The 17,317-nt window shown below is 71.8% G+C and carries 16 protein-coding genes; 9 read left to right on the top strand and 7 right to left on the bottom strand.

The window, feature by feature from the left end:
• Window position 1 precedes the first annotated feature (1 nt).
• The 4 genes from ACGFSH_RS05535 to ACGFSH_RS05520 form a co-directional block, all read right to left on the bottom strand.
• The gene (locus ACGFSH_RS05535) at window positions 2-334 is read right to left on the bottom strand and encodes a non-heme iron oxygenase ferredoxin subunit (protein ID WP_393345199.1); all 333 of its coding nucleotides are present in this window, start codon (window positions 332-334) and stop codon (window positions 2-4) included.
• On the bottom strand, window positions 334-1,515 hold the full coding sequence (sufD, locus tag ACGFSH_RS05530; RefSeq protein WP_393345197.1) for a Fe-S cluster assembly protein SufD: 1,182 nt from the start codon (window positions 1,513-1,515) through the stop codon (window positions 334-336). Before sufD ends, ACGFSH_RS05535 begins: the two co-directional genes overlap by 1 nt.
• Window positions 1,516-1,587: 72 nt before the next feature.
• On the bottom strand, window positions 1,588-3,009 hold the full coding sequence (gene sufB, locus ACGFSH_RS05525) for a Fe-S cluster assembly protein SufB (protein ID WP_393345195.1): 1,422 nt from the start codon (window positions 3,007-3,009) through the stop codon (window positions 1,588-1,590).
• Window positions 3,006-3,749 (bottom strand): helix-turn-helix transcriptional regulator, encoded by a 744-nt coding sequence (locus ACGFSH_RS05520; RefSeq protein ID WP_393345193.1) that lies wholly within the window; start codon window positions 3,747-3,749, stop codon window positions 3,006-3,008. Before ACGFSH_RS05520 ends, sufB begins: the two co-directional genes overlap by 4 nt.
• Window positions 3,750-3,932: 183 nt before the next feature.
• Here ACGFSH_RS05520 and ACGFSH_RS05515 point away from each other — a divergent pair, with 183 nt between their 5' ends.
• The 4 genes from ACGFSH_RS05515 to ACGFSH_RS05500 all read left to right on the top strand — a co-directional run bounded on the left by ACGFSH_RS05515 (window position 3,933) and on the right by ACGFSH_RS05500 (window position 7,574).
• Entirely contained in the window at window positions 3,933-4,730 is a 798-nt protein-coding gene (locus ACGFSH_RS05515) for an aminoglycoside N(3)-acetyltransferase (RefSeq protein WP_393345191.1), read from the top strand.
• Window positions 4,731-4,818: 88 nt separating this feature from the next.
• The gene (locus ACGFSH_RS05510; protein WP_393345190.1) at window positions 4,819-5,742 is read left to right on the top strand and encodes an ABC transporter ATP-binding protein; all 924 of its coding nucleotides are present in this window, start codon (window positions 4,819-4,821) and stop codon (window positions 5,740-5,742) included.
• A 50-nt stretch (window positions 5,743-5,792) separates the two neighbouring features.
• A complete protein-coding gene (locus ACGFSH_RS05505) occupies window positions 5,793-6,509 on the top strand; it encodes an ABC transporter permease (RefSeq protein WP_393345500.1) in 717 nt (238 codons plus the stop codon).
• 72 nt (window positions 6,510-6,581) lie between these two features.
• Complete coding sequence (locus ACGFSH_RS05500) at window positions 6,582-7,574, top strand: heme A synthase (RefSeq protein ID WP_393345498.1); 993 nt, start codon at window positions 6,582-6,584, stop codon at window positions 7,572-7,574.
• Between the two features lie 75 nt (window positions 7,575-7,649).
• On the opposite strand, the gene ACGFSH_RS05495 is transcribed toward ACGFSH_RS05500, so the two are convergent.
• From ACGFSH_RS05495 to ACGFSH_RS05485, 3 genes are all read right to left on the bottom strand, one after another.
• Window positions 7,650-8,756: an amidohydrolase family protein gene (locus tag ACGFSH_RS05495; RefSeq protein ID WP_393345188.1), complete on the bottom strand. Its 1,107-nt coding sequence runs from the start codon at window positions 8,754-8,756 to the stop codon at window positions 7,650-7,652.
• Between the two features lie 82 nt (window positions 8,757-8,838).
• Window positions 8,839-9,195, bottom strand: a complete 357-nt coding sequence (locus ACGFSH_RS05490) for a hypothetical protein (protein WP_393345186.1) — start codon at window positions 9,193-9,195, stop codon at window positions 8,839-8,841.
• 94 nt (window positions 9,196-9,289) lie between these two features.
• A complete protein-coding gene (locus ACGFSH_RS05485) occupies window positions 9,290-10,243 on the bottom strand; it encodes a heme o synthase (protein WP_393345184.1) in 954 nt (317 codons plus the stop codon).
• 355 nt (window positions 10,244-10,598) lie between these two features.
• Here ACGFSH_RS05485 and tkt point away from each other — a divergent pair, with 355 nt between their 5' ends.
• Genes tkt through pgl form a run of 5 tightly spaced genes read left to right on the top strand, consistent with a single transcriptional unit; the run spans window position 10,599 to window position 17,304 of the window.
• Complete coding sequence (gene tkt, locus ACGFSH_RS05480; protein ID WP_393345182.1) at window positions 10,599-12,686, top strand: transketolase; 2,088 nt, start codon at window positions 10,599-10,601, stop codon at window positions 12,684-12,686.
• A gap of 32 nt (window positions 12,687-12,718) precedes the next feature.
• Complete coding sequence (tal, locus tag ACGFSH_RS05475) at window positions 12,719-13,837, top strand: transaldolase (RefSeq protein WP_393345180.1); 1,119 nt, start codon at window positions 12,719-12,721, stop codon at window positions 13,835-13,837.
• A 4-nt stretch (window positions 13,838-13,841) separates the two neighbouring features.
• Window positions 13,842-15,389: a glucose-6-phosphate dehydrogenase gene (zwf, locus tag ACGFSH_RS05470; RefSeq protein ID WP_393345178.1), complete on the top strand. Its 1,548-nt coding sequence runs from the start codon at window positions 13,842-13,844 to the stop codon at window positions 15,387-15,389.
• Window positions 15,386-16,525 (top strand): glucose-6-phosphate dehydrogenase assembly protein OpcA, encoded by a 1,140-nt coding sequence (gene opcA, locus ACGFSH_RS05465; RefSeq protein ID WP_393345176.1) that lies wholly within the window; start codon window positions 15,386-15,388, stop codon window positions 16,523-16,525. The genes zwf and opcA overlap by 4 nt, the downstream gene beginning before the upstream one ends.
• Window positions 16,522-17,304, top strand: coding sequence for a 6-phosphogluconolactonase (gene pgl / locus ACGFSH_RS05460; protein WP_393345175.1), 783 nt, complete (start codon window positions 16,522-16,524; stop codon window positions 17,302-17,304). The genes opcA and pgl overlap by 4 nt, the downstream gene beginning before the upstream one ends.
• Window positions 17,305-17,317: the final 13 nt, after the last annotated feature.

The following is a 17,317-nucleotide window of genomic DNA, read 5'->3' as shown; positions in this document are numbered from 1 at the left end:
CTCAGGACTCCTGGGAAAGGGAGACGAGCACGTCGTCCCCTTCGATCTTTACGGGGTATACGGGGACGGGGCGCGTCGCGGGAAGGCCGGACGGCTTGCCGGTGCGCAGGTCGAAGGAGGAGCCGTGCAGCCAGCACTCGATCTGGCAGTCCTCCACCTCGCCCTCCGAGAGCGAGACGTTCGCGTGCGAGCAGATGTCGTTGACGGCGAACACCTCGCCCGCGGTGCGGACGACGGAGACCGGCGTGCCGTCGAGTTCCACCCGCTTCGGGGTGTCCTCCTCCAGCTCGCTCAGTGCGCAGGCCCGGACGAAGCGGGCGGGGTCGTCGGCCATCAGACGGTGGCCTTCAGCTCGGTCTCGATCCGGGCGAGGAGGCGCTCCTCGATGTCGTCGACGCCGATCTGCTGGACCAGTTCGGCGAAGAACCCGCGCACCACCAGGCGACGGGCCTCGTCGGCGGGGATGCCGCGGGCCATCAGGTAGAAGAGCTGCTCGTCGTCGAAGCGGCCGGTGGCGGAGGCGTGGCCGGCGCCCACGATCTCGCCGGTCTCGATCTCCAGGTTCGGCACCGAGTCGACCCGCGCGCCGTCGGTGAGGACGAGGTTGCGGTTCATCTCGTAGGTGTCGGTGCCCTCGGCCTTGGCCTCGATGAGCACGTCGCCGATCCAGACGGCGTGCGCGGCCTCGCCCTGGAGGGCGCCCTTGTAGACGACGTTGGACTTGCAGTGCGGGACGTTGTGGTCGACCAGCAGGCGGTGCTCCTGGTGCTGACCGGCGTCCGTGAAGTACAGACCGAACAGCTCGGCCTCGGCGCCGGGGCCGGCGTACGCCACGCGCGGGTGCAGGCGGACGAGGTCGCCGCCGAAGGTCACCACGACCGACTTGAAGGTCGCGTCGCGGCCGACGAGGGCGTTGTGCTGGGCCACGTGCACGGCCTTGTCGTCCCAGTCCTGGACGGAGACGACGGTCAGCTTCGCGCCGTCGCCGAGGACGTAGTCGACGTTGGCGGCGAGCACGGCGTCACCGGTGTGGTCGAAGACGACGACGGCCTCGGCGAAGGCGCCCAGCTCGACGACCTGGTGGCCGTAGGAGACCCCGCCCTCGCCGTGCACCGTGATGCGGATCGGCTCGGTGAGCACCGTCTCCTTGGGGACGGTGATCACGCCGGCCTTCTCGAACGCGGAGTACGCCTGGGCGGCGACGCGGTCCACCGGGACGCCGGCCCTGCCGAGGCGCGCGTCGTCGCGGTCGACGAGTTCGACGACGACGCCCTCGGGGGCCTCGACGGCGACCTTGACGCCCTCGCCGGCGGCGACGGCGGTGCCGTCGTGCAGGCCGCGCAGCCGCTCCAGCGGCGTGAACCGCCACTCCTCCTCGCGGCCGTGCGGGACCGGGAAGTCCGCGACGTCGAAGGACGGGGGCGCGCTCATGCGCGTCGCGACGGTCGACTCGGCGGCCACCGCGATCTGGCCGGCGGTGGTGCTGCCCACCGGGATATTCGTAGCCTCAGCCATGGCTGTCGGTCTGCTCTCTTCCTACGTCAGAAAACTGCTGCGCTGCTGTCAGGGGCGGGACGGGGGCGGGGCCTAGCCGACCGCGCCTTCCATCTGCAGCTCGATCAGCCGGTTGAGTTCCAGGGCGTACTCCATCGGCAGCTCCTTCGCGATGGGCTCGACGAAGCCGCGCACGATCATCGCCATCGCCTCGAACTCGCTGAGGCCACGGCTCATCAGGTAGAAGAGCTGGTCCTCGGAGACCTTGGAGACGGTCGCCTCGTGGCCCATGGACACGTCGTCCTCGCGGACGTCCACGTAGGGGTACGTGTCGGAGCGGGAGATGGTGTCGACCAGCAGCGCGTCGCACAGCACGTTGGACTTCGAGCCGTGCGCGCCCTCGCCGATCTCGACGAGACCGCGGTAGGAGGTGCGGCCGCCGCCGCGCGCCACGGACTTCGAGACGATGTTGGACGACGTGTTCGGCGCCATGTGGACCATCTTGGAGCCGGCGTCCTGGTGCTGGCCCTCGCCCGCGAAGGCGATGGACAGGGTCTCGCCCTTGGCGTGCTCGCCCATCAGGTAGACGGCCGGGTACTTCATCGTCACCTTGGAGCCGATGTTGCCGTCGATCCACTCCATGGTCGCGCCCTCGTACGCCACGGCGCGCTTGGTGACCAGGTTGTAGACGTTGTTCGACCAGTTCTGGATGGTCGTGTAACGACAGCGGGCGTTCTTCTTGACGATGATCTCGACCACGGCGCTGTGCAGCGAGTCCGACTTGTAGATCGGCGCCGTGCAGCCCTCGACGTAGTGCACGTAGGCGCCCTCGTCGACGATGATCAGGGTCCGCTCGAACTGGCCCATGTTCTCCGTGTTGATGCGGAAGTAGGCCTGGAGCGGGATCTCGACGTGCACGCCCTTCGGCACGTAGATGAAGGAGCCGCCGGACCACACCGCGGTGTTCAGCGACGCGAACTTGTTGTCGCCGACCGGGATGACCGTGCCGAAGTACTCCTTGAAGAGCTCCGGGTGCTCCTTGAGCGCGGTGTCGGTGTCGAGGAAGATGACGCCCTGCTCCTCCAGGTCCTCGCGGATCTGGTGGTAGACGACCTCGGACTCGTACTGGGCCGCGACACCGGCCACGAGGCGCTGCTTCTCCGCCTCGGGGATGCCGAGCTTGTCGTACGTGTTCTTGATGTCCTCGGGCAGGTCCTCCCAGGACTCCGCCTGCTTCTCGGTGGAGCGCACGAAGTACTTGATGTTGTCGAAGTCGATGCCCGACAGGTCCGAGCCCCAGTTCGGCATGGGCTTCTTCTCGAACAGCCGCAGGCCCTTGAGGCGGAGCTTCGTCATCCACTCCGGCTCGGACTTCTTCTCGGAGATGTCCCGGACGACGTCCTCGTTGATGCCGCGCTTCGCAGAGGCGCCGGCAGTGTCGGAGTCGGCCCAGCCGTATTCGTACTTACCCAGGCCCTCGAGTTCGGGGTGGGCAGTCTCCGTGGGGAGAGTCATGCGGGGTTCCTCCCGGCCGTGCTTGCGGATGCGTTGTGGGTGCCTGTGGAAACTCTGGGGATGAACGTCGTGCAGACGCCGTCGCCGTGCGCGATGGTCGCCAGCCGCTGGACGTGCGTTCCGAGCAGCTGGGAGAAGAACTCGGTCTCCGCTTCGCAGAGCTGCGGGAACTTCTCCGCGACATGGGCGACGGGGCAGTGGTGCTGGCACAGCTGCTCGCCGACCGGTGCGCTGCGCGCCGTAGCAGCGTACCCGTCCGCGCTCAGGGCCTTGGCCAGCGCTTCGGTGCGCTCCTCGGGGGCGGCGGCCTCGACGGCCTCGCGATAGGCGTCGGCCTGCGCGGCGATCCTCGCGCGCGCGAAGGCGACGACCGCCTCGTCCCCGCCGAACCGCTCCTGGATGAAGCGCAGGGCGTCCGCGGCGAGCTTGTCGTAGGACTGGTCGAAGGCGTCGCGGCCGCAGTCGGTGAGCGCGAAGACCTTGGCGGGGCGCCCGCGCGTGCGCGCGCCGTAGACCCGCTGCTCGCGGGGCTGCACGACGTCGTCGGCGACCAGGGCGTCGAGGTGGCGGCGGACGGCGGCGGGGGTCAGTCCCAGCCGTCCGGCCAGCTCGGTGACGGTCGACGGCCCGTGGTCCAGGATGGATCGCGCGACGCGGTTGCGGGTGGACCGCTCCCGGGTCGCGAGCTCCTCCTGGGGGGTCCCCGTGGGGGTCTCCCGAACCTCGCCGACGTTTTTCACAACGCCATTGTTGCGTAATTCCTCGGAGACAGGCAAGCGCGGTCCGGCGGGAGGGGCGGTGCCCTGCGTCACTTAGGTGAACCTAATCTGACCTGGGGAAACGGTTCACCGCCGCACCGGGCGGAGCGGTCGGGCGAACAAACCGCTGGCCCCCGCGACACCGTTCGGGGACACTGCGACACCATGCCCACACCCCCTCCCACCGGCCCACTCGTCACGCGTGACTCCCTCGCGGCGGAGCTGGGCGCCCTCGGCGTCGCAACCGGAGACATCCTGCTCGTGCACTCCTCGCTGCGCTCGCTCGGCTGGGTGTGCGGGGGTGCCGTCACGGTCGTGCGGGCCCTGCTGGACACGCTCGGCCCGCACGGCACGCTCGTGGTCCCCACGCACACCGCGGACCTGTCCGACCCGGCGGTGTGGCGCGACCCGCCGGTGCCCGAGCGGTGGTGGGAGACCATCCGGGCGACCATGCCCGCCTACGACCCGCTCCTCACCCCCTCCCTGGGCGTCGGGGTGATCCCGGAGACGGTCCGCACCTGGCCCGGCGCCCGGCGCAGCGCCCATCCGCAGACCTCGTTCGCCGCGCTCGGGGCGCGGGCGGCCGAGATCACGGCCGGGCACGCGCCGGACTGCCGGCTGGGCGAGCACAGCCCGCTCGCCCGGCTGGAGGAGCGGGCCGCCCGGGTGCTGCTGCTCGGCGCGGGTTACGACGCATGCACCGCCTTCCACCTCGCCGAGTACCGCGTTGCCGCACCCCCGGTGCGGGTGGGGCGGCCCGGCCCGCACGGCTGGGAGGAGGTGACCGAGGTGTCCGTCGCCTCCGACCGCTTCGACGAGCTGGGCCACGACTTCGAACGCGACCGGACCGTCCTGCGCGGCAGGGTCGGGGCCGCCGACGCCCGGCTGTTCCCGGTCGCCGACGCGGTGGCCTACGCCGAGCGGTGGCTGCCGGTGCACCGGCCCCGCGAGGACGGGTTCTGACCGCGCCCGCCGGGTCCGTCACCCGCGGGCGGCCGGTTCGCACACCCCGCGGTCCGGGCCGTGGCCCGCGAACCTAGACTCTGGGGTCATGCGAAGCGAGCCTGTCGTCCGGGTCCAGGCCCTGGTGAAGCGGTACGGGGCGAAGACCGCGGTGAACGGCCTCGACCTGACGGCCGGGGCGGGCGTCACCGCCGTCCTCGGGCCCAACGGCGCCGGCAAGACGACCACGATCGAGACCTGCGAGGGGTACCGCAGACCGGACTCCGGCACGGTCCGCGTCCTCGGTCTCGACCCGGTCCGGCAGGCCGCCGACCTGCGCCCCCGCATCGGCGTGATGCTGCAGTCGGGCGGTGTGTACTCCGGGGCGCGGGCCGACGAGATGCTGCGGCACATGGCCCGGCTGCACGCGCATCCGCTGGACGTCGACGCGCTCGTCGAACGCCTCGGGCTCGGCTCCTGCGGCCGCACGGCCTACCGCCGGCTCTCCGGCGGCCAGCAGCAGCGCCTCGCGCTCGCGATGGCCGTCGTCGGCCGGCCGGAGCTGGTGTTCCTGGACGAACCGACGGCCGGACTCGACCCGCAGGCCCGCCGCGCCGCCTGGGACCTGGTGCGCGACCTGCGCGCGGACGGCGTGTCGGTCATCCTCACCACGCACTACATGGACGAGGCCGAACAGCTCGCCGACGACGTCGCGATCATCGACGCGGGCGGGGTCATCGCCCAGGGCTCCCCCGAGCAGCTGTGCCGGGGCGGCGCCGAGAACACCCTGCGCTTCGCCGGCCGTCCCGGCCTCGACGTCGGCTCGCTGCTCAAGGCGCTGCCCGCCGACAGCTCCGCCGCCGAGCTGACCCCGGGCTCCTACCGCGTCATGGGCAAGGTCGATCCGCAACTGCTCGCCACGGTCACCTCGTGGTGCGCGCAGCACGGGGTGATGCCGGAGCGGATCTCGGTCGAACGGCACACCCTGGAGGACGTCTTCCTCGAACTGACCGGCAAGGAGCTGCGCTCGTGACCGCCACCGGCACCTACACGCCGAAGCCCGGAGCCGCCCCCCTGCCCCGCATGATCGGGGCCCAGGCCGCGCTGGAGACCAGGATGCTCCTGCGCAACGGCGAGCAGCTGCTGCTCACCGTGGTGATCCCGGCCCTGCTGCTGGTCCTGTTCAGCGGAGTGGACATCGTGGACACGGGCGCCGGCGAGGCGGTGGACTTCCTCACCCCCGGCATCCTCGCGCTCGCCGTGATGTCGACGGCCTTCACGGGGCAGGCCATCGCGACCGGCTTCGAGCGGCGCTACGGCGTCCTCAAGCGCCTGGCCTCCTCTCCTCTGCCGCGCTGGGGGCTGATGACGGCGAAGACGCTGTCGGTGCTGGTCACGGAGGTTCTCCAGGTGATCCTGCTGACGGCGATCGCCTTCGCGCTGGGCTGGGACCCGCACGGCAACCCCGCGGTCGTCGTGCTGCTGCTGGTCCTCGGCACGGCGGCCTTCTCCGGCCTCGGTCTGCTGATGGCGGGCACCCTCAAGGCCGAGGCGACGCTCGCCGCGGCCAACCTGGTCTTCCTGCTGCTGCTCGTGGGCGGCGGGGTGATCGTGCCGCTCGACAAGTTCCCGCCCGCCGCGCAGGACGTCCTCGCCCTGCTGCCGGTCACGGCGCTCTCCGACGGGCTGCGCGACGTGCTCCAGCACGGCGCCGGCATGCCCTGGGGCGACCTGGGGATCCTCGCGGCCTGGGCGGTCGCCGGGCTCGCGGCGGCCGGCCGGTTCTTCCGCTGGGAGTGACGCGGGCCCGCCCCGGGGGACCCTCGTGAAAGCGTGCACAAGCGGCCCGCTTACGATGGGAGCGTGCTGAACGTGACCCGTGCCGACGCCGTAGCCGCCGTGCGCAACCCCCTCTCCTTCATCGCCGCACGCTGGACCCCGGCCCCCCGGACGGTCCGGCGCGCGGCCCTGTTCGCGCTCGTGATGTCGGTGGTCATCGTGGTCACCGGCGGCGCGGTCCGCCTGACGGGTTCCGGACTGGGCTGCCCGACCTGGCCCAAGTGCACCGACGACTCGCTCACCGCGACGAGCGCGATGGGCTTCCACGGCGCCGTCGAGTTCGGCAACCGCATGCTGACGTACGTGCTGTGCGCGGCCGTCGGCTGGGCGATCATCGCCGCGCGCTCGCAGAAGCCGTACCGCAGGAGCCTGACCCGGCTGGGCTGGGCGCAGTTCTGGCTGGTGATGAGCAACGCCGTGCTCGGCGGGATCGTCGTGCTCGTCGGCCTGAACCCCTACACGGTCGCGGCGCACTTCCTGGCCGCCTCGGCGTTGATCGCGGTCGCCACGGTGATGTGGCAGCGGTCCTCGGAGGGCGACCGGGAGCCCCGGGCGCTGGTCGGCCGGCCCGTGCGGCAGCTGGTCTGGTTCCTGGTCCTCGCCGCGGGGCTGCTGATCGCCGTCGGCACGGTGGTCACCGGCGCGGGCCCGCACGCCGGCGACTCCAGCGAGGTCGCCCGGATGCCGCTGGACTGGGAGACGGTGGCCAAGCTGCACGCCGTCCTCGCCTGGATCGTGGTGACGCTGACGTTCGCCCTGTGGTTCATCCTCAAGGCGGTCGACGCGCCGAAGAGCCCGCTGGACCGCACCCGGGACCTGTTCCTGGTGCTGCTCTCCCAGGGCGTCATCGGCTACGTCCAGTACTTCACCGACCTGCCGGAGATCCTCGTGGGCCTGCACATGCTCGGATCGTGCCTCGTGTGGATCGCGGTCCTGCGGGTGCCGCTGGCGCTGCGCGAACGGTCCGCCACGACGGTCGGCCTGCCGGGCCCGTCGGCGGAGGCCACGGTCGGCACCCGCGCCTGATCCCCGCGCGCGGGCCCCGCGGGCACGGCCGCGCCCGCACCCGTCACGCGTACGCGGTGACCGGTTCTCCCCGGCTCAGCCCAGCCGGTACACCCGGTGGGCGTTGCCCGCCGCGATCAGGTGGGCGACCCGTTGCGCGTCCCCCGGCGACCACGCGCCCTCCGCGACCCAGGCCCCCAGCACCCGGGCCAGGGCCTCGCGGAACAGCATCGCCCCGACCACGTGCAGCTCGGGCAGGCCGTGGGCTCCGCTGGAGAAGAGGATCTTGCCGAACGGGGCGAGTTCCAGGATCTCCGCGAGGACCGTCGCCGCGCGGGCGCCGGTGCGCACGAGCGCCGCGCCGGAGTCGGCGTAGACGTGCGGGAAGACTGCGGCGAGGTGGGCGGCGTGGCGGTGGTAGGGGTAGCCGTGCAGCAGGACGAGGTCGGTGCCGAGCCCGGCGGTCGCCCGGACGAAGTCGGTGAGCAGGGCGGGGTCGGTGCGGTCGATGCGCGCTCCGGGCGCCCCGAGTCCGGCGTGCAGCTGCAGGGGCAGCCCGGAGGCGACGGCGATCCACAGCAGGTGCCGCAGCAGCACCGGGTCGCTCAGCTCGCCGCCGGCCCCGCGAGCGGCCAGCCAGCGTCCCGCGGCAGCGCGCACCTCCCCCGGGCCGGGCGGCTCGGGCGCGAGGGCCGGCCCGTGCCGGACGCCGGCGACGGAGGTGAAGGCCACGGCGGTCGCGGCCGCCGCGTGGACCGCCTCCGCGAGGTTGGCGAGAAACGACTCGACGGTGCCGGAGGTGTCGGCGACCTGCTCGGCGAGGAGCTCCAGCCGCACGATCTCGCGGGCCTCGGCCGCTCCCGCGCCGGCCAGCTCGCCGGGCCCGGTGAGGTCCCCGGGCAGGCCGGTGTCGACGAGGTAGGTGGTGATGCCGCTGCCCCGCAGCAGCCGGCGGCCCGATTCCAGTACGCCGAGTTCACGACGCCGGGCGAGATAACGGGCGGGCGGGGCGTGCGGTTCCAGGCCGAGGAGCGGCGGGCACCAGCGGCGTACCGCGAAGCCGGTCTGCGTGTCGAAGAGCGTCGTGCCCGGCGCGGGCGGGCCCTCGGTGCGGGCCAGCTGGGCCTCGAAGGTGCCGAGGCCCAGCTCCGTTCTCAGGACGCCGTGGCAGTACTGGTCCACCAAGGACGGCGTTTCGAGCATCCGGACTCCCGGGAGATGGACCGCGTCGCTTCCACGGGTCCTAACGGGTGAACCGGGCGTCAGGTGTTGGCGTGCGGGAGGATCAGCCGTTCTTCGGTCCGCCGACCTGGAGGCCCGCCATCCGCGTCCACTCGTACGGGCCCGTGCGCACCTTGGCCGCGAACTCGCCGTCGAAGGACTCGTGGGCGGTGATCCCGGCCTTGTGCACGGCCTGTTCGGCCACCGCGACGGAGGGGGCCACCAGGTCGCCCCAGCCGCCGTCCTCGCCGACGAGCACGATGCGGGCGCCGCGCTCGCCGATGTACGCGATCTGGCCCTCGGCCCCGCCGTGCGCCTTGGAGAACGCGCTGATCCGCTTGGCGAGCCGCGCCGCCCTGCGCTCGGCCCTGGCGGCCCGCCTGGCGTCGGCCGCCTCGTCAACCTGCTTGGTGTCTGCCATGGCCAGGATGCTACCGACGGGTAGATCGAACGGCGACGGCCGGGGTGCGTGGCCTTGGCCACGCACCCCGGCCGTCGGGCCGCGAGACGGGACGTCAGCGCAGGAAGGGGTCCACCGCGACCGCCACGAACAGCAGCGACACATAGGTGATGGACCAGTGGAAGAGCCGCATCTCCTTGAGCTTGCCGCCGGTGACCTCGGCCTTCGCCCGGTTCTGCAGTCCGTGCGCCTCCCACAGCCACCAGCCGCCGGCCGCCAGGGCCACCGCGGTGTAGAACCAGCCGGTGTAGCCCAGCGGCTGAAGGAGCAGCGAGACGCCGACCATCACCCAGCTGTAGAGGACGATCTGCCGGGCGACGGTCTTGTTGGAGGCGACGACCGGCAGCATCGGCACGCCCACGCGCGCGTAGTCGTCCTTGACCTTCATCGACAGCGGCCAGTAGTGCGGGGGCGTCCAGAAGAACATCACCAGGAAGAGGACGACCGGGGCCCAGGAGAGGGAGTTTGTGACCGAGGACCAGCCGATCAGCACCGGCATGCAGCCGGCGATGCCGCCCCACACGATGTTCTGCGAGGTGCGGCGCTTGAGGATCATCGTGTAGACGACGACGTAGAAGAGGAGCGCGCCGAGGGCGAGCCAGGCCGACAGCCAGTTGACGGTCAGCCCGAACAGCAGGGTCGAACCCACCGCGAGGGTGATGCCGAAGGCGAGGCATTCACGCGGGCTGACCATGCCGGTGACCAGCGGGCGCTGCGAGGTGCGGTCCATCAGCGCGTCGATGTCGCGGTCGATGTACATGTTGAGGGCGTTCGCGCCGCCCGCGGACAGGTAGCCGCCGAGGCAGGTCAGAAGGACGAGCCCGAGATCCGGTACGCCCTGCTGCGCCAGGAACATCACCGGGACGGTGGTGATCAGCAGCAGTTCGATGATCCGCGGCTTCGTCAGCGCCACGAACGCCTTGACCCGGGCCCCGGCCGGCCGCCGGCTCGGGCTCTGGCTCGCCCCGACGATCCCTACTGGACGGGATTCAACGGCCGTCACGCACACCCCTGACAGAGACTCCCAGCAAGCCCGCGGGTGTGAACTCCCCGTAAAGGCTCGCGCGTACCACGCCACTGTAGACGTTGCCCATACCCCGATATTCGCGGGGGTGGGGTCGTGTTGGACGACGCCCGCGGAAGAGCCGGGAGGCACTCGGTTGAGCACTCGTACGAGCGGCTCCGTATTCACTTGCTGAACAGGGAACACACCGGTCGGGAGGCGGATCGCGAAGCTACCCGGCAGTCTGTAATGACTCGAAAAAATGCGCGTTCGCACGGGGGTAGGCTCGACAACGTCCGGTGGGCGCCGCGTGCACCGGCATTCGACATGCGTGACATGTGGAGAGGAGCCCTGACCCAGGGTGAGCACCAAGCCGACCACCACAGACCTCGAGTGGACCGAGCTGGACCAGCGGGCCGTGGACACCGCCCGCGTCCTGGCCGCCGACGCCGTACAGAAGGTCGGCAACGGCCATCCCGGTACGGCGATGAGCCTCGCGCCTGCCGCGTACACCCTTTTCCAGAAGGTGATGCGGCACGACCCGGCGGACGCCGACTGGGTCGGCCGGGACCGCTTCGTGCTGTCCGCGGGACACTCGTCCCTGACGCTCTACACCCAGCTGTACCTGGCCGGCTTCGGCCTGGAGCTGGACGACCTGAAGTCGTTCCGCACCTGGGGCTCGAAGACCCCGGGGCACCCGGAGTACGGCCACACCACGGGCGTGGAGACGACGACCGGCCCGCTGGGCCAGGGGGTCGCCAACGCGGTGGGCATGGCCATGGCCGCCCGCTACGAGCGCGGTCTGTTCGACCCGGAGGCCCCGCAGGGCGAGTCGCCGTTCGACCACTTCGTCTACGCGATCGCCGGTGACGGCTGCCTCCAGGAGGGCATCTCCGCGGAGGCGTCCTCGATGGCCGGCCACCAGAAGCTCGGCAACCTGATCCTGCTGTGGGACGACAACCACATCTCGATCGAGGGCGACACCGAGACGGCCGTCTCCGAGGACACCGTCAAGCGCTACGAGGCGTACGGCTGGCACGTGCAGCGCGTCGCCCCGAAGCCGGACGGCGACCTCGACCCGCACGCCCTGTACGACGCCATCGAGGCCGCGAAGGCGGTGACGGACAGGCCGTCCTTCATCGCGATGCGCTCGATCATCGCCTGGCCCGCGCCGAACGCGCAGAACACCGAGGCCGCGCACGGCTCGGCGCTCGGCGACGACGAGGTCGCGGCCACCAAGCGCGTCCTGGGCTTCGACCCGGACAAGACGTTCGACGTCGCGGGCGACGTCATCGCGCACACCCGGGGCGCCCTGGAGCGCGGCCAGGCGGCGCGCGCCGTGTGGGAGAAGTCCTTCCAGCAGTGGCGCGACAACAACCCCGACCGCGCCGCCGAGTACGACCGCGTCGCCGCGGGCGACCTGCCGGCCGGCTGGGAGGAGAAGCTCCCGGTCTTCGAGCCCGGCAAGGGCGTCGCCACCCGCGCCGCGTCCGGCAAGGTGCTCCAGGCGCTCGGCGCGGTCATCCCCGAGCTGTGGGGCGGCTCCGCCGACCTCGCCGGCTCCAACAACACGACGATCGACAAGACGTCGTCGTTCCTGCCCGAGGGCAACCCGCTGCCCGAGGCGAGCCCGTACGGCCGCACCGTGCACTTCGGGATCCGCGAGCACTCCATGGCCGCGGAGATGAACGGCATCGCCCTGCACGGCAACACCCGCATCTACGGCGGCACGTTCCTCGTGTTCTCCGACTACATGCGCAACGCCGTCCGGCTGTCCGCCCTCATGCACGTGCCGGTCACCTACGTGTGGACGCACGACTCCATCGGCCTCGGCGAGGACGGCCCCACCCACCAGCCCGTCGAGCACCTCGCCTCGCTGCGCGCCATCCCCGGCCTGAACGTGGTCCGCCCGGCCGACGCCAACGAGACCGCGATCGCCTGGCGCGAGATCCTCAAGCGCTGGACGAAGGTCTTCGGCAAGGGCGCCCCGCACGGCCTGGTCCTCACCCGCCAGGGCGTGCCCACCTACGAGCCGAACGAGGGCGCCGCCAAGGGCGGGTACGTGCTCTTCGAGGCCTCCACCGGGACGCCCGAGGTGATCCTCCTCGCGACCGGCTCCGAGGTGCACGTCGCCGTCGAGGCGCGCGAGGCGCTGGAGGCGGACGGCGTGCCCACGCGCGTCGTGTCCATGCCGTCCGTGGAGTGGTTCGAGGAGCAGGACCAGGGGTACCGGGACAGCGTCCTGCCCCCGTCCGTCAGGGCCCGCGTCGCGGTCGAGGCGGGTATCGGTCTGACCTGGCACCGTTACGTCGGGGACGCCGGCCGCATCGTCTCCCTGGAGCACTTCGGTGCTTCCGCCGACGGCAAGGTCCTCTTCGAGAAGTACGGCTTCACTGCCGAGAACGTGGCCGCGAAGGCCCGGGAATCCCTCGCCGCCGCCCAGCGCTGACGCTCACACACGACCGTAGGAGATGTAATTCCATGACAGACGCACTCAAGCGCCTCTCCGAAGAAGGCGTCGCGATCTGGCTGGACGACCTGTCGCGCAAGCGGATCACGTCCGGCAACCTCGCCGAGCTGATCGACCAGCAGCACGTCGTGGGCGTCACCACCAACCCGTCGATCTTCCAGAAGGCGATCTCGCAGGGCGACGGCTACGACCAGCAGCTGTCGGACCTCGCCGCGCGCAAGGTGACGGTCGAAGAGGCCATCCGCATGATCACGACGGCGGACGTCCGTGACGCCGCCGACATCCTGCGCCCCGTCTTCGACGCGACCGGCGGCCAGGACGGCCGGGTGTCCATCGAGGTCGACCCGCGCCTGGCGCACCACACCAAGCCGACGGTCGCCGAGGCCAAGCAGCTCGCCTGGCTGGTCGACCGCCCCAACACGCTGATCAAGATCCCGGCCACGATGGGCGGCCTGCCGGCCATCAGCGAGGTCATCGGCCTGGGCATCAGCGTCAACGTCACGCTGATCTTCTCGCTGGAGCGCTACCGCCAGGTCATGGACGCGTACCTGTCGGGCCTGGAGCAGGCCAAGGAGCGCGGCCTGGACCTGTCGAAGATCCACTCCGTGGCGTCCTTCTTCGTGTCCCGGGTGGACACCGAGATCGACAAGCGGCTCGACGCGCTCGGCACCGACGAGGCCAAGGCCGCCCGCGGCAAGGCCGGTCTCGCCAACGCCCGCCTCGCCTACCAGGCGTACGAAGAGGTCTTCGCCGGCGAGCGCTGGGCCGCGCTGGAGAAGGCGGGCGCCAACAAGCAGCGTCCGCTGTGGGCCTCCACCGGCGTGAAGGACCCCGCGTACAAGGACACCCTGTACGTGGACGACCTGGTGGCGCCGAACACGGTGAACACCATGCCCGAGGCGACCCTCTTCGCCACCGAGGACCACGGCTCGATCACCGGCAACACCGTCGCCGGCACCTACGAGCAGGCCCGCGCGGAGATCGACGCCGTCGAGAAGCTCGGCATCTCCTACGACGAGGTGGTGCAGCTCCTGGAGGACGAGGGCGTCGAGAAGTTCGAGGCCTCCTGGAACGACCTGCTCAAGTCGACCGAGGCGGAGCTGGAACGCCTCGCCCCCTCGGAGGGCTGAGAACTTGTCGCCCCTTTCCGGCCTCACCGGTCACGGAGCCAACCCGCTCCGTGACCCCGCCGACCGACGGCTCCCGCGTATCGCGGGGCCGTCGGGCCTGGTCATCTTCGGCGTCACGGGCGACCTGTCGCGCAAGAAGCTCATGCCCGCCGTGTACGACCTCGCCAACCGGGGTCTGCTGCCGCCGGGCTTCTCGCTGGTCGGCTTCGCCCGCCGCGAGTGGGAGCACGAGGACTTCGCACAGGAGGTCCACGACGCGGTCAGGGAGCACGCCCGCACCCCCTTCCGCGAGGAGGTCTGGCAGCAGCTCGTCCAGGGCATGCGCTTCGTGCAGGGCACCTTCGACGACGACGACGCCTTCGAGCGGCTGCGCGGCACGATCGAGGAGCTCGACAAGGCACAGGGCACCGGCGGCAACTTCGCCTTCTACCTCTCGGTGCCGCCGCGTTCCTTCCCGGTGGTCATCCAGCAGCTGAAGAAGCACGGGCTGGCCGACCAGAAGAACGGCTCGTGGCGCCGGGCGGTCATCGAGAAGCCGTTCGGCCACGACCTCGCCTCGGCCGAGGAGCTGAACAAGGTCGTCCACGAGGTCTTCGGCTCGGACCAGGTCTTCCGCATCGACCACTACCTGGGCAAGGAGACCGTCCAGAACATCCTGGCGCTGCGCTTCGCCAACACGATGTTCGAGCCGATCTGGAACCGGTCCTTCGTGGACCACGTGCAGATCACCATGGCCGAGGACATCGGCATCGGCGGCCGGGCCGGCTACTACGACGGCATCGGCGCCGCCCGCGACGTCATCCAGAACCACCTGCTCCAGCTCATGGCCCTGACGGCCATGGAGGAGCCGGCCTCCTTCGACGCGGACGCGCTGGCCGCCGAGAAGACCAAGGTGCTCGGCGCCGTCCGGCTGCCGAAGGACCTGGGCCGCGACACCGTGCGCGGCCAGTACGCGGCGGGCTGGCAGGGCGGCGAGAAGGCCGTCGGCTACCTCGAAGAGGACGGCATCGACCCCCAGTCGAAGACCGACACCTACGCGGCCGTCAAGCTGGGCGTGGACAACCGCCGCTGGGCGGGCGTCCCGTTCTACCTGCGCACCGGCAAGCGGCTCGGCCGGCGTGTCACCGAGATCGCGGTGGTCTTCCAGCGTGCCCCGCACTCGCCCTTCGACTCCACCGCCACCGAGGAGCTCGGCGCGAACGCGATCGTCATCCGCGTCCAGCCCGACGAGGGGATCACGGTCCGCTTCGGCTCCAAGGTGCCCGGCACTTCCATGGAGATCCGGGACGTGTCGATGGACTTCGCCTACGGCGAGTCCTTCACGGAGTCCTCGCCCGAGGCGTACGAGCGGCTGATCCTCGACGTCCTGCTCGGCGATTCGAACCTCTTCCCCCGCACGGAGGAGGTCGAGCTGTCCTGGAAGATCCTCGACCCGATCGAGCAGCACTGGGACAAGAACGGCAGGCCCGCGCAGTACCCGTCGGGCACCTGGGGTCCCGTCGAGGCCGACCGGATGCTCGAGCGAGACGGACGGAGCTGGCGCCGGCCATGAAGACAGATCTCACGGACACCACGGCCAGCAAGATCAACAAGGCGCTGGTGCAGGGCCGCCGCGCGATAGGCACCCCCGCCGTCGGCATGGTGCTCACCCTCGTCGTCGTCACGGACGAGGAGAACGCCTACGACGCCCTGAAGGCCGCCGACGACGCCTCGCACGAGCACCCCTCGCGCACGCTGGTGGTCATCAAGCGCGTCTCGCGCTCCCCCCGGGGCCGCACCCAGTCCCGCCTGGACGCCGAGGTGCGGCTGGGCGCGGACGCCGGCAGCGGCGAGACCGTCATCCTGCGGCTGTACGGCGAGGTCTCCGACCACGCCCAGTCGGTCGTCCTGCCGCTGCTGCTGCCGGACGCGCCGGTGGTGGTCTGGTGGTCGGTGGACGCCCCGCGCGATCCGGCGGGCGACCCGCTGGGCGCCCTCGGGCAGCGCCGGGTCACCGACAGCTACGCGGCCGAGAAGCCCATCGAGGAGCTGCGGGTCCGGGCCGAGAGCTACGAGCCGGGCGACACGGACCTGGCGTGGGCCCGGATCACCCCGTGGCGCTCGATGCTGGCCGCCGCGCTCGACCAGGTCTCTTGCGAGATCGTGTCCGCCGAGGTGGCGGGCGAGGAGTCCAACCCGAGCGTCGAGCTGCTCGCCATGTGGCTCGCCGACCGGCTCCGTGTGCACGTGCGGCGCGCGGTCTCGGCCGGTCCGGGTCTGACCCAGGTCCGGATGGAGACCACCGGCGGCCCGATCACGCTGCACCGGTCGGACGGGGCGATGGCGACCCTGGCGCTGCCGGGCCAGCCGGACCGCGCGGTGGCGCTCAAGCGCCGCGAGACGTCCGAGCTGCTCGCGGAGGAGCTGCGCAGGCTCGACCCCGACGACACCTACGCGTCCGCGCTGCGGTTCGGCGTGGACCGGCTCGGCGGCCAGTCGGCCGCGGAGCGCGAGGCGGAGCGGGCCGCGGCCGCGGCCCAGCCCACGCCGGCCCTCCCGGTGCGCACGGTGGCGGACCCGGCCGCCCCGGCGGACAGCGCCGGCGACGCCGCACCGGCCCGTCCGGCCGCCGTCCCGGCGAGCCAGGGCGAGACCGACCGGCCCTCCCCGGCGCAGATGCCCCCGGTCCGGAAAGCGGATCCGCAGTGAGCACCCCGCAGCTGGTCGTGCATCACGACAAGGAGCTGATGGCGCAGGCCGCGGCGGCCCGGCTGATCACGAAGATCGTGGACGCCCAGGCCTCGCGGGGTCTGGCGTCCGTGGTCCTGACGGGCGGCCGCAACGGCAACGGGCTGCTCGCCGCGCTGGCGTCCGCGCCCGCCCGGGACGCCGTCGACTGGGGCCGTCTGGACCTGTGGTGGGGCGACGAGCGGTTCCTGCCCGAGGGCGACCCGGAGCGCAATGTCACGCAGGCCCGTGAGGCCCTGCTGGACTCCGTCCCCGTGGACCCGGAGCGCGTGCACGCCATGCCCGCGTCGGACGGTCCGCACGGCGGGGACGTGGAGGCGGCCGCGGTCGCCTATGCCGAGGAGCTGGCCCGCGCGGCCGGTCCCGGCAGCCACGGCGGCGTGCCCGCGTTCGACGTGCTGATGCTGGGCGTCGGCCCGGACACCCATGTGGCCTCGCTCTTCCCGGAGCTGCCGGCCGTACGGGAGACCGAGCGCACGGTGGTGGGCGTGCGCGGTGCGCCGAAGCCCCCGCCGACCCGGGTCACCCTCACGCTCCCGGCGATCCGGGCGGCCCGTGAGGTGTGGCTGCTCGCGGCCGGCGAGGACAAGGCGCAGGCCGCGGCGATCGGCCTGTCCGGCGCGGGCGAGATCCAGGCCCCGGCGGCGGGCGCCCGCGGCAGGTCGCGCACGCTGTGGCTGCTGGACTCCGCGGCGGCCTCCCGGCTGCCGAGGTCGCTGTACCCTCCGGCCTCGCCGTGAACGACGGGCGGCG

This window comes from Streptomyces sp. NPDC048481, assembly GCF_043200075.1.
In the GTDB taxonomy this organism is placed as follows: Bacteria; Actinomycetota; Actinomycetes; order Streptomycetales; family Streptomycetaceae; genus Streptomyces.
This window is presented reverse-complemented; position numbering and strand designations above follow the sequence as displayed.

Excerpts from the sequence above, each read along its gene's own strand:
- ACGFSH_RS05535 (WP_393345199.1), bottom strand. The coding sequence starts at position 334 with ATGGCCGACGACCCCGCCCGCTTCGTCCGGGCCTGCGCACTGAGCGAG.
- sufD (WP_393345197.1), bottom strand. The coding sequence starts at position 1,515 with ATGGCTGAGGCTACGAATATCCCGGTGGGCAGCACCACCGCCGGCCAG.
- sufB (WP_393345195.1), bottom strand. The coding sequence starts at position 3,009 with ATGACTCTCCCCACGGAGACTGCCCACCCCGAACTCGAGGGCCTGGGT.
- ACGFSH_RS05515 (WP_393345191.1), top strand. The coding sequence starts at position 3,933 with ATGCCCACACCCCCTCCCACCGGCCCACTCGTCACGCGTGACTCCCTC.
- ACGFSH_RS05510 (WP_393345190.1), top strand. The coding sequence starts at position 4,819 with ATGCGAAGCGAGCCTGTCGTCCGGGTCCAGGCCCTGGTGAAGCGGTAC.
- ACGFSH_RS05505 (WP_393345500.1), top strand. The coding sequence starts at position 5,793 with ATGATCGGGGCCCAGGCCGCGCTGGAGACCAGGATGCTCCTGCGCAAC.
- ACGFSH_RS05495 (WP_393345188.1), bottom strand. The coding sequence starts at position 8,756 with ATGCTCGAAACGCCGTCCTTGGTGGACCAGTACTGCCACGGCGTCCTG.
- ACGFSH_RS05490 (WP_393345186.1), bottom strand. The coding sequence starts at position 9,195 with ATGGCAGACACCAAGCAGGTTGACGAGGCGGCCGACGCCAGGCGGGCC.
- tal (WP_393345180.1), top strand. The coding sequence starts at position 12,719 with ATGACAGACGCACTCAAGCGCCTCTCCGAAGAAGGCGTCGCGATCTGG.
- opcA (WP_393345176.1), top strand. The coding sequence starts at position 15,386 with ATGAAGACAGATCTCACGGACACCACGGCCAGCAAGATCAACAAGGCG.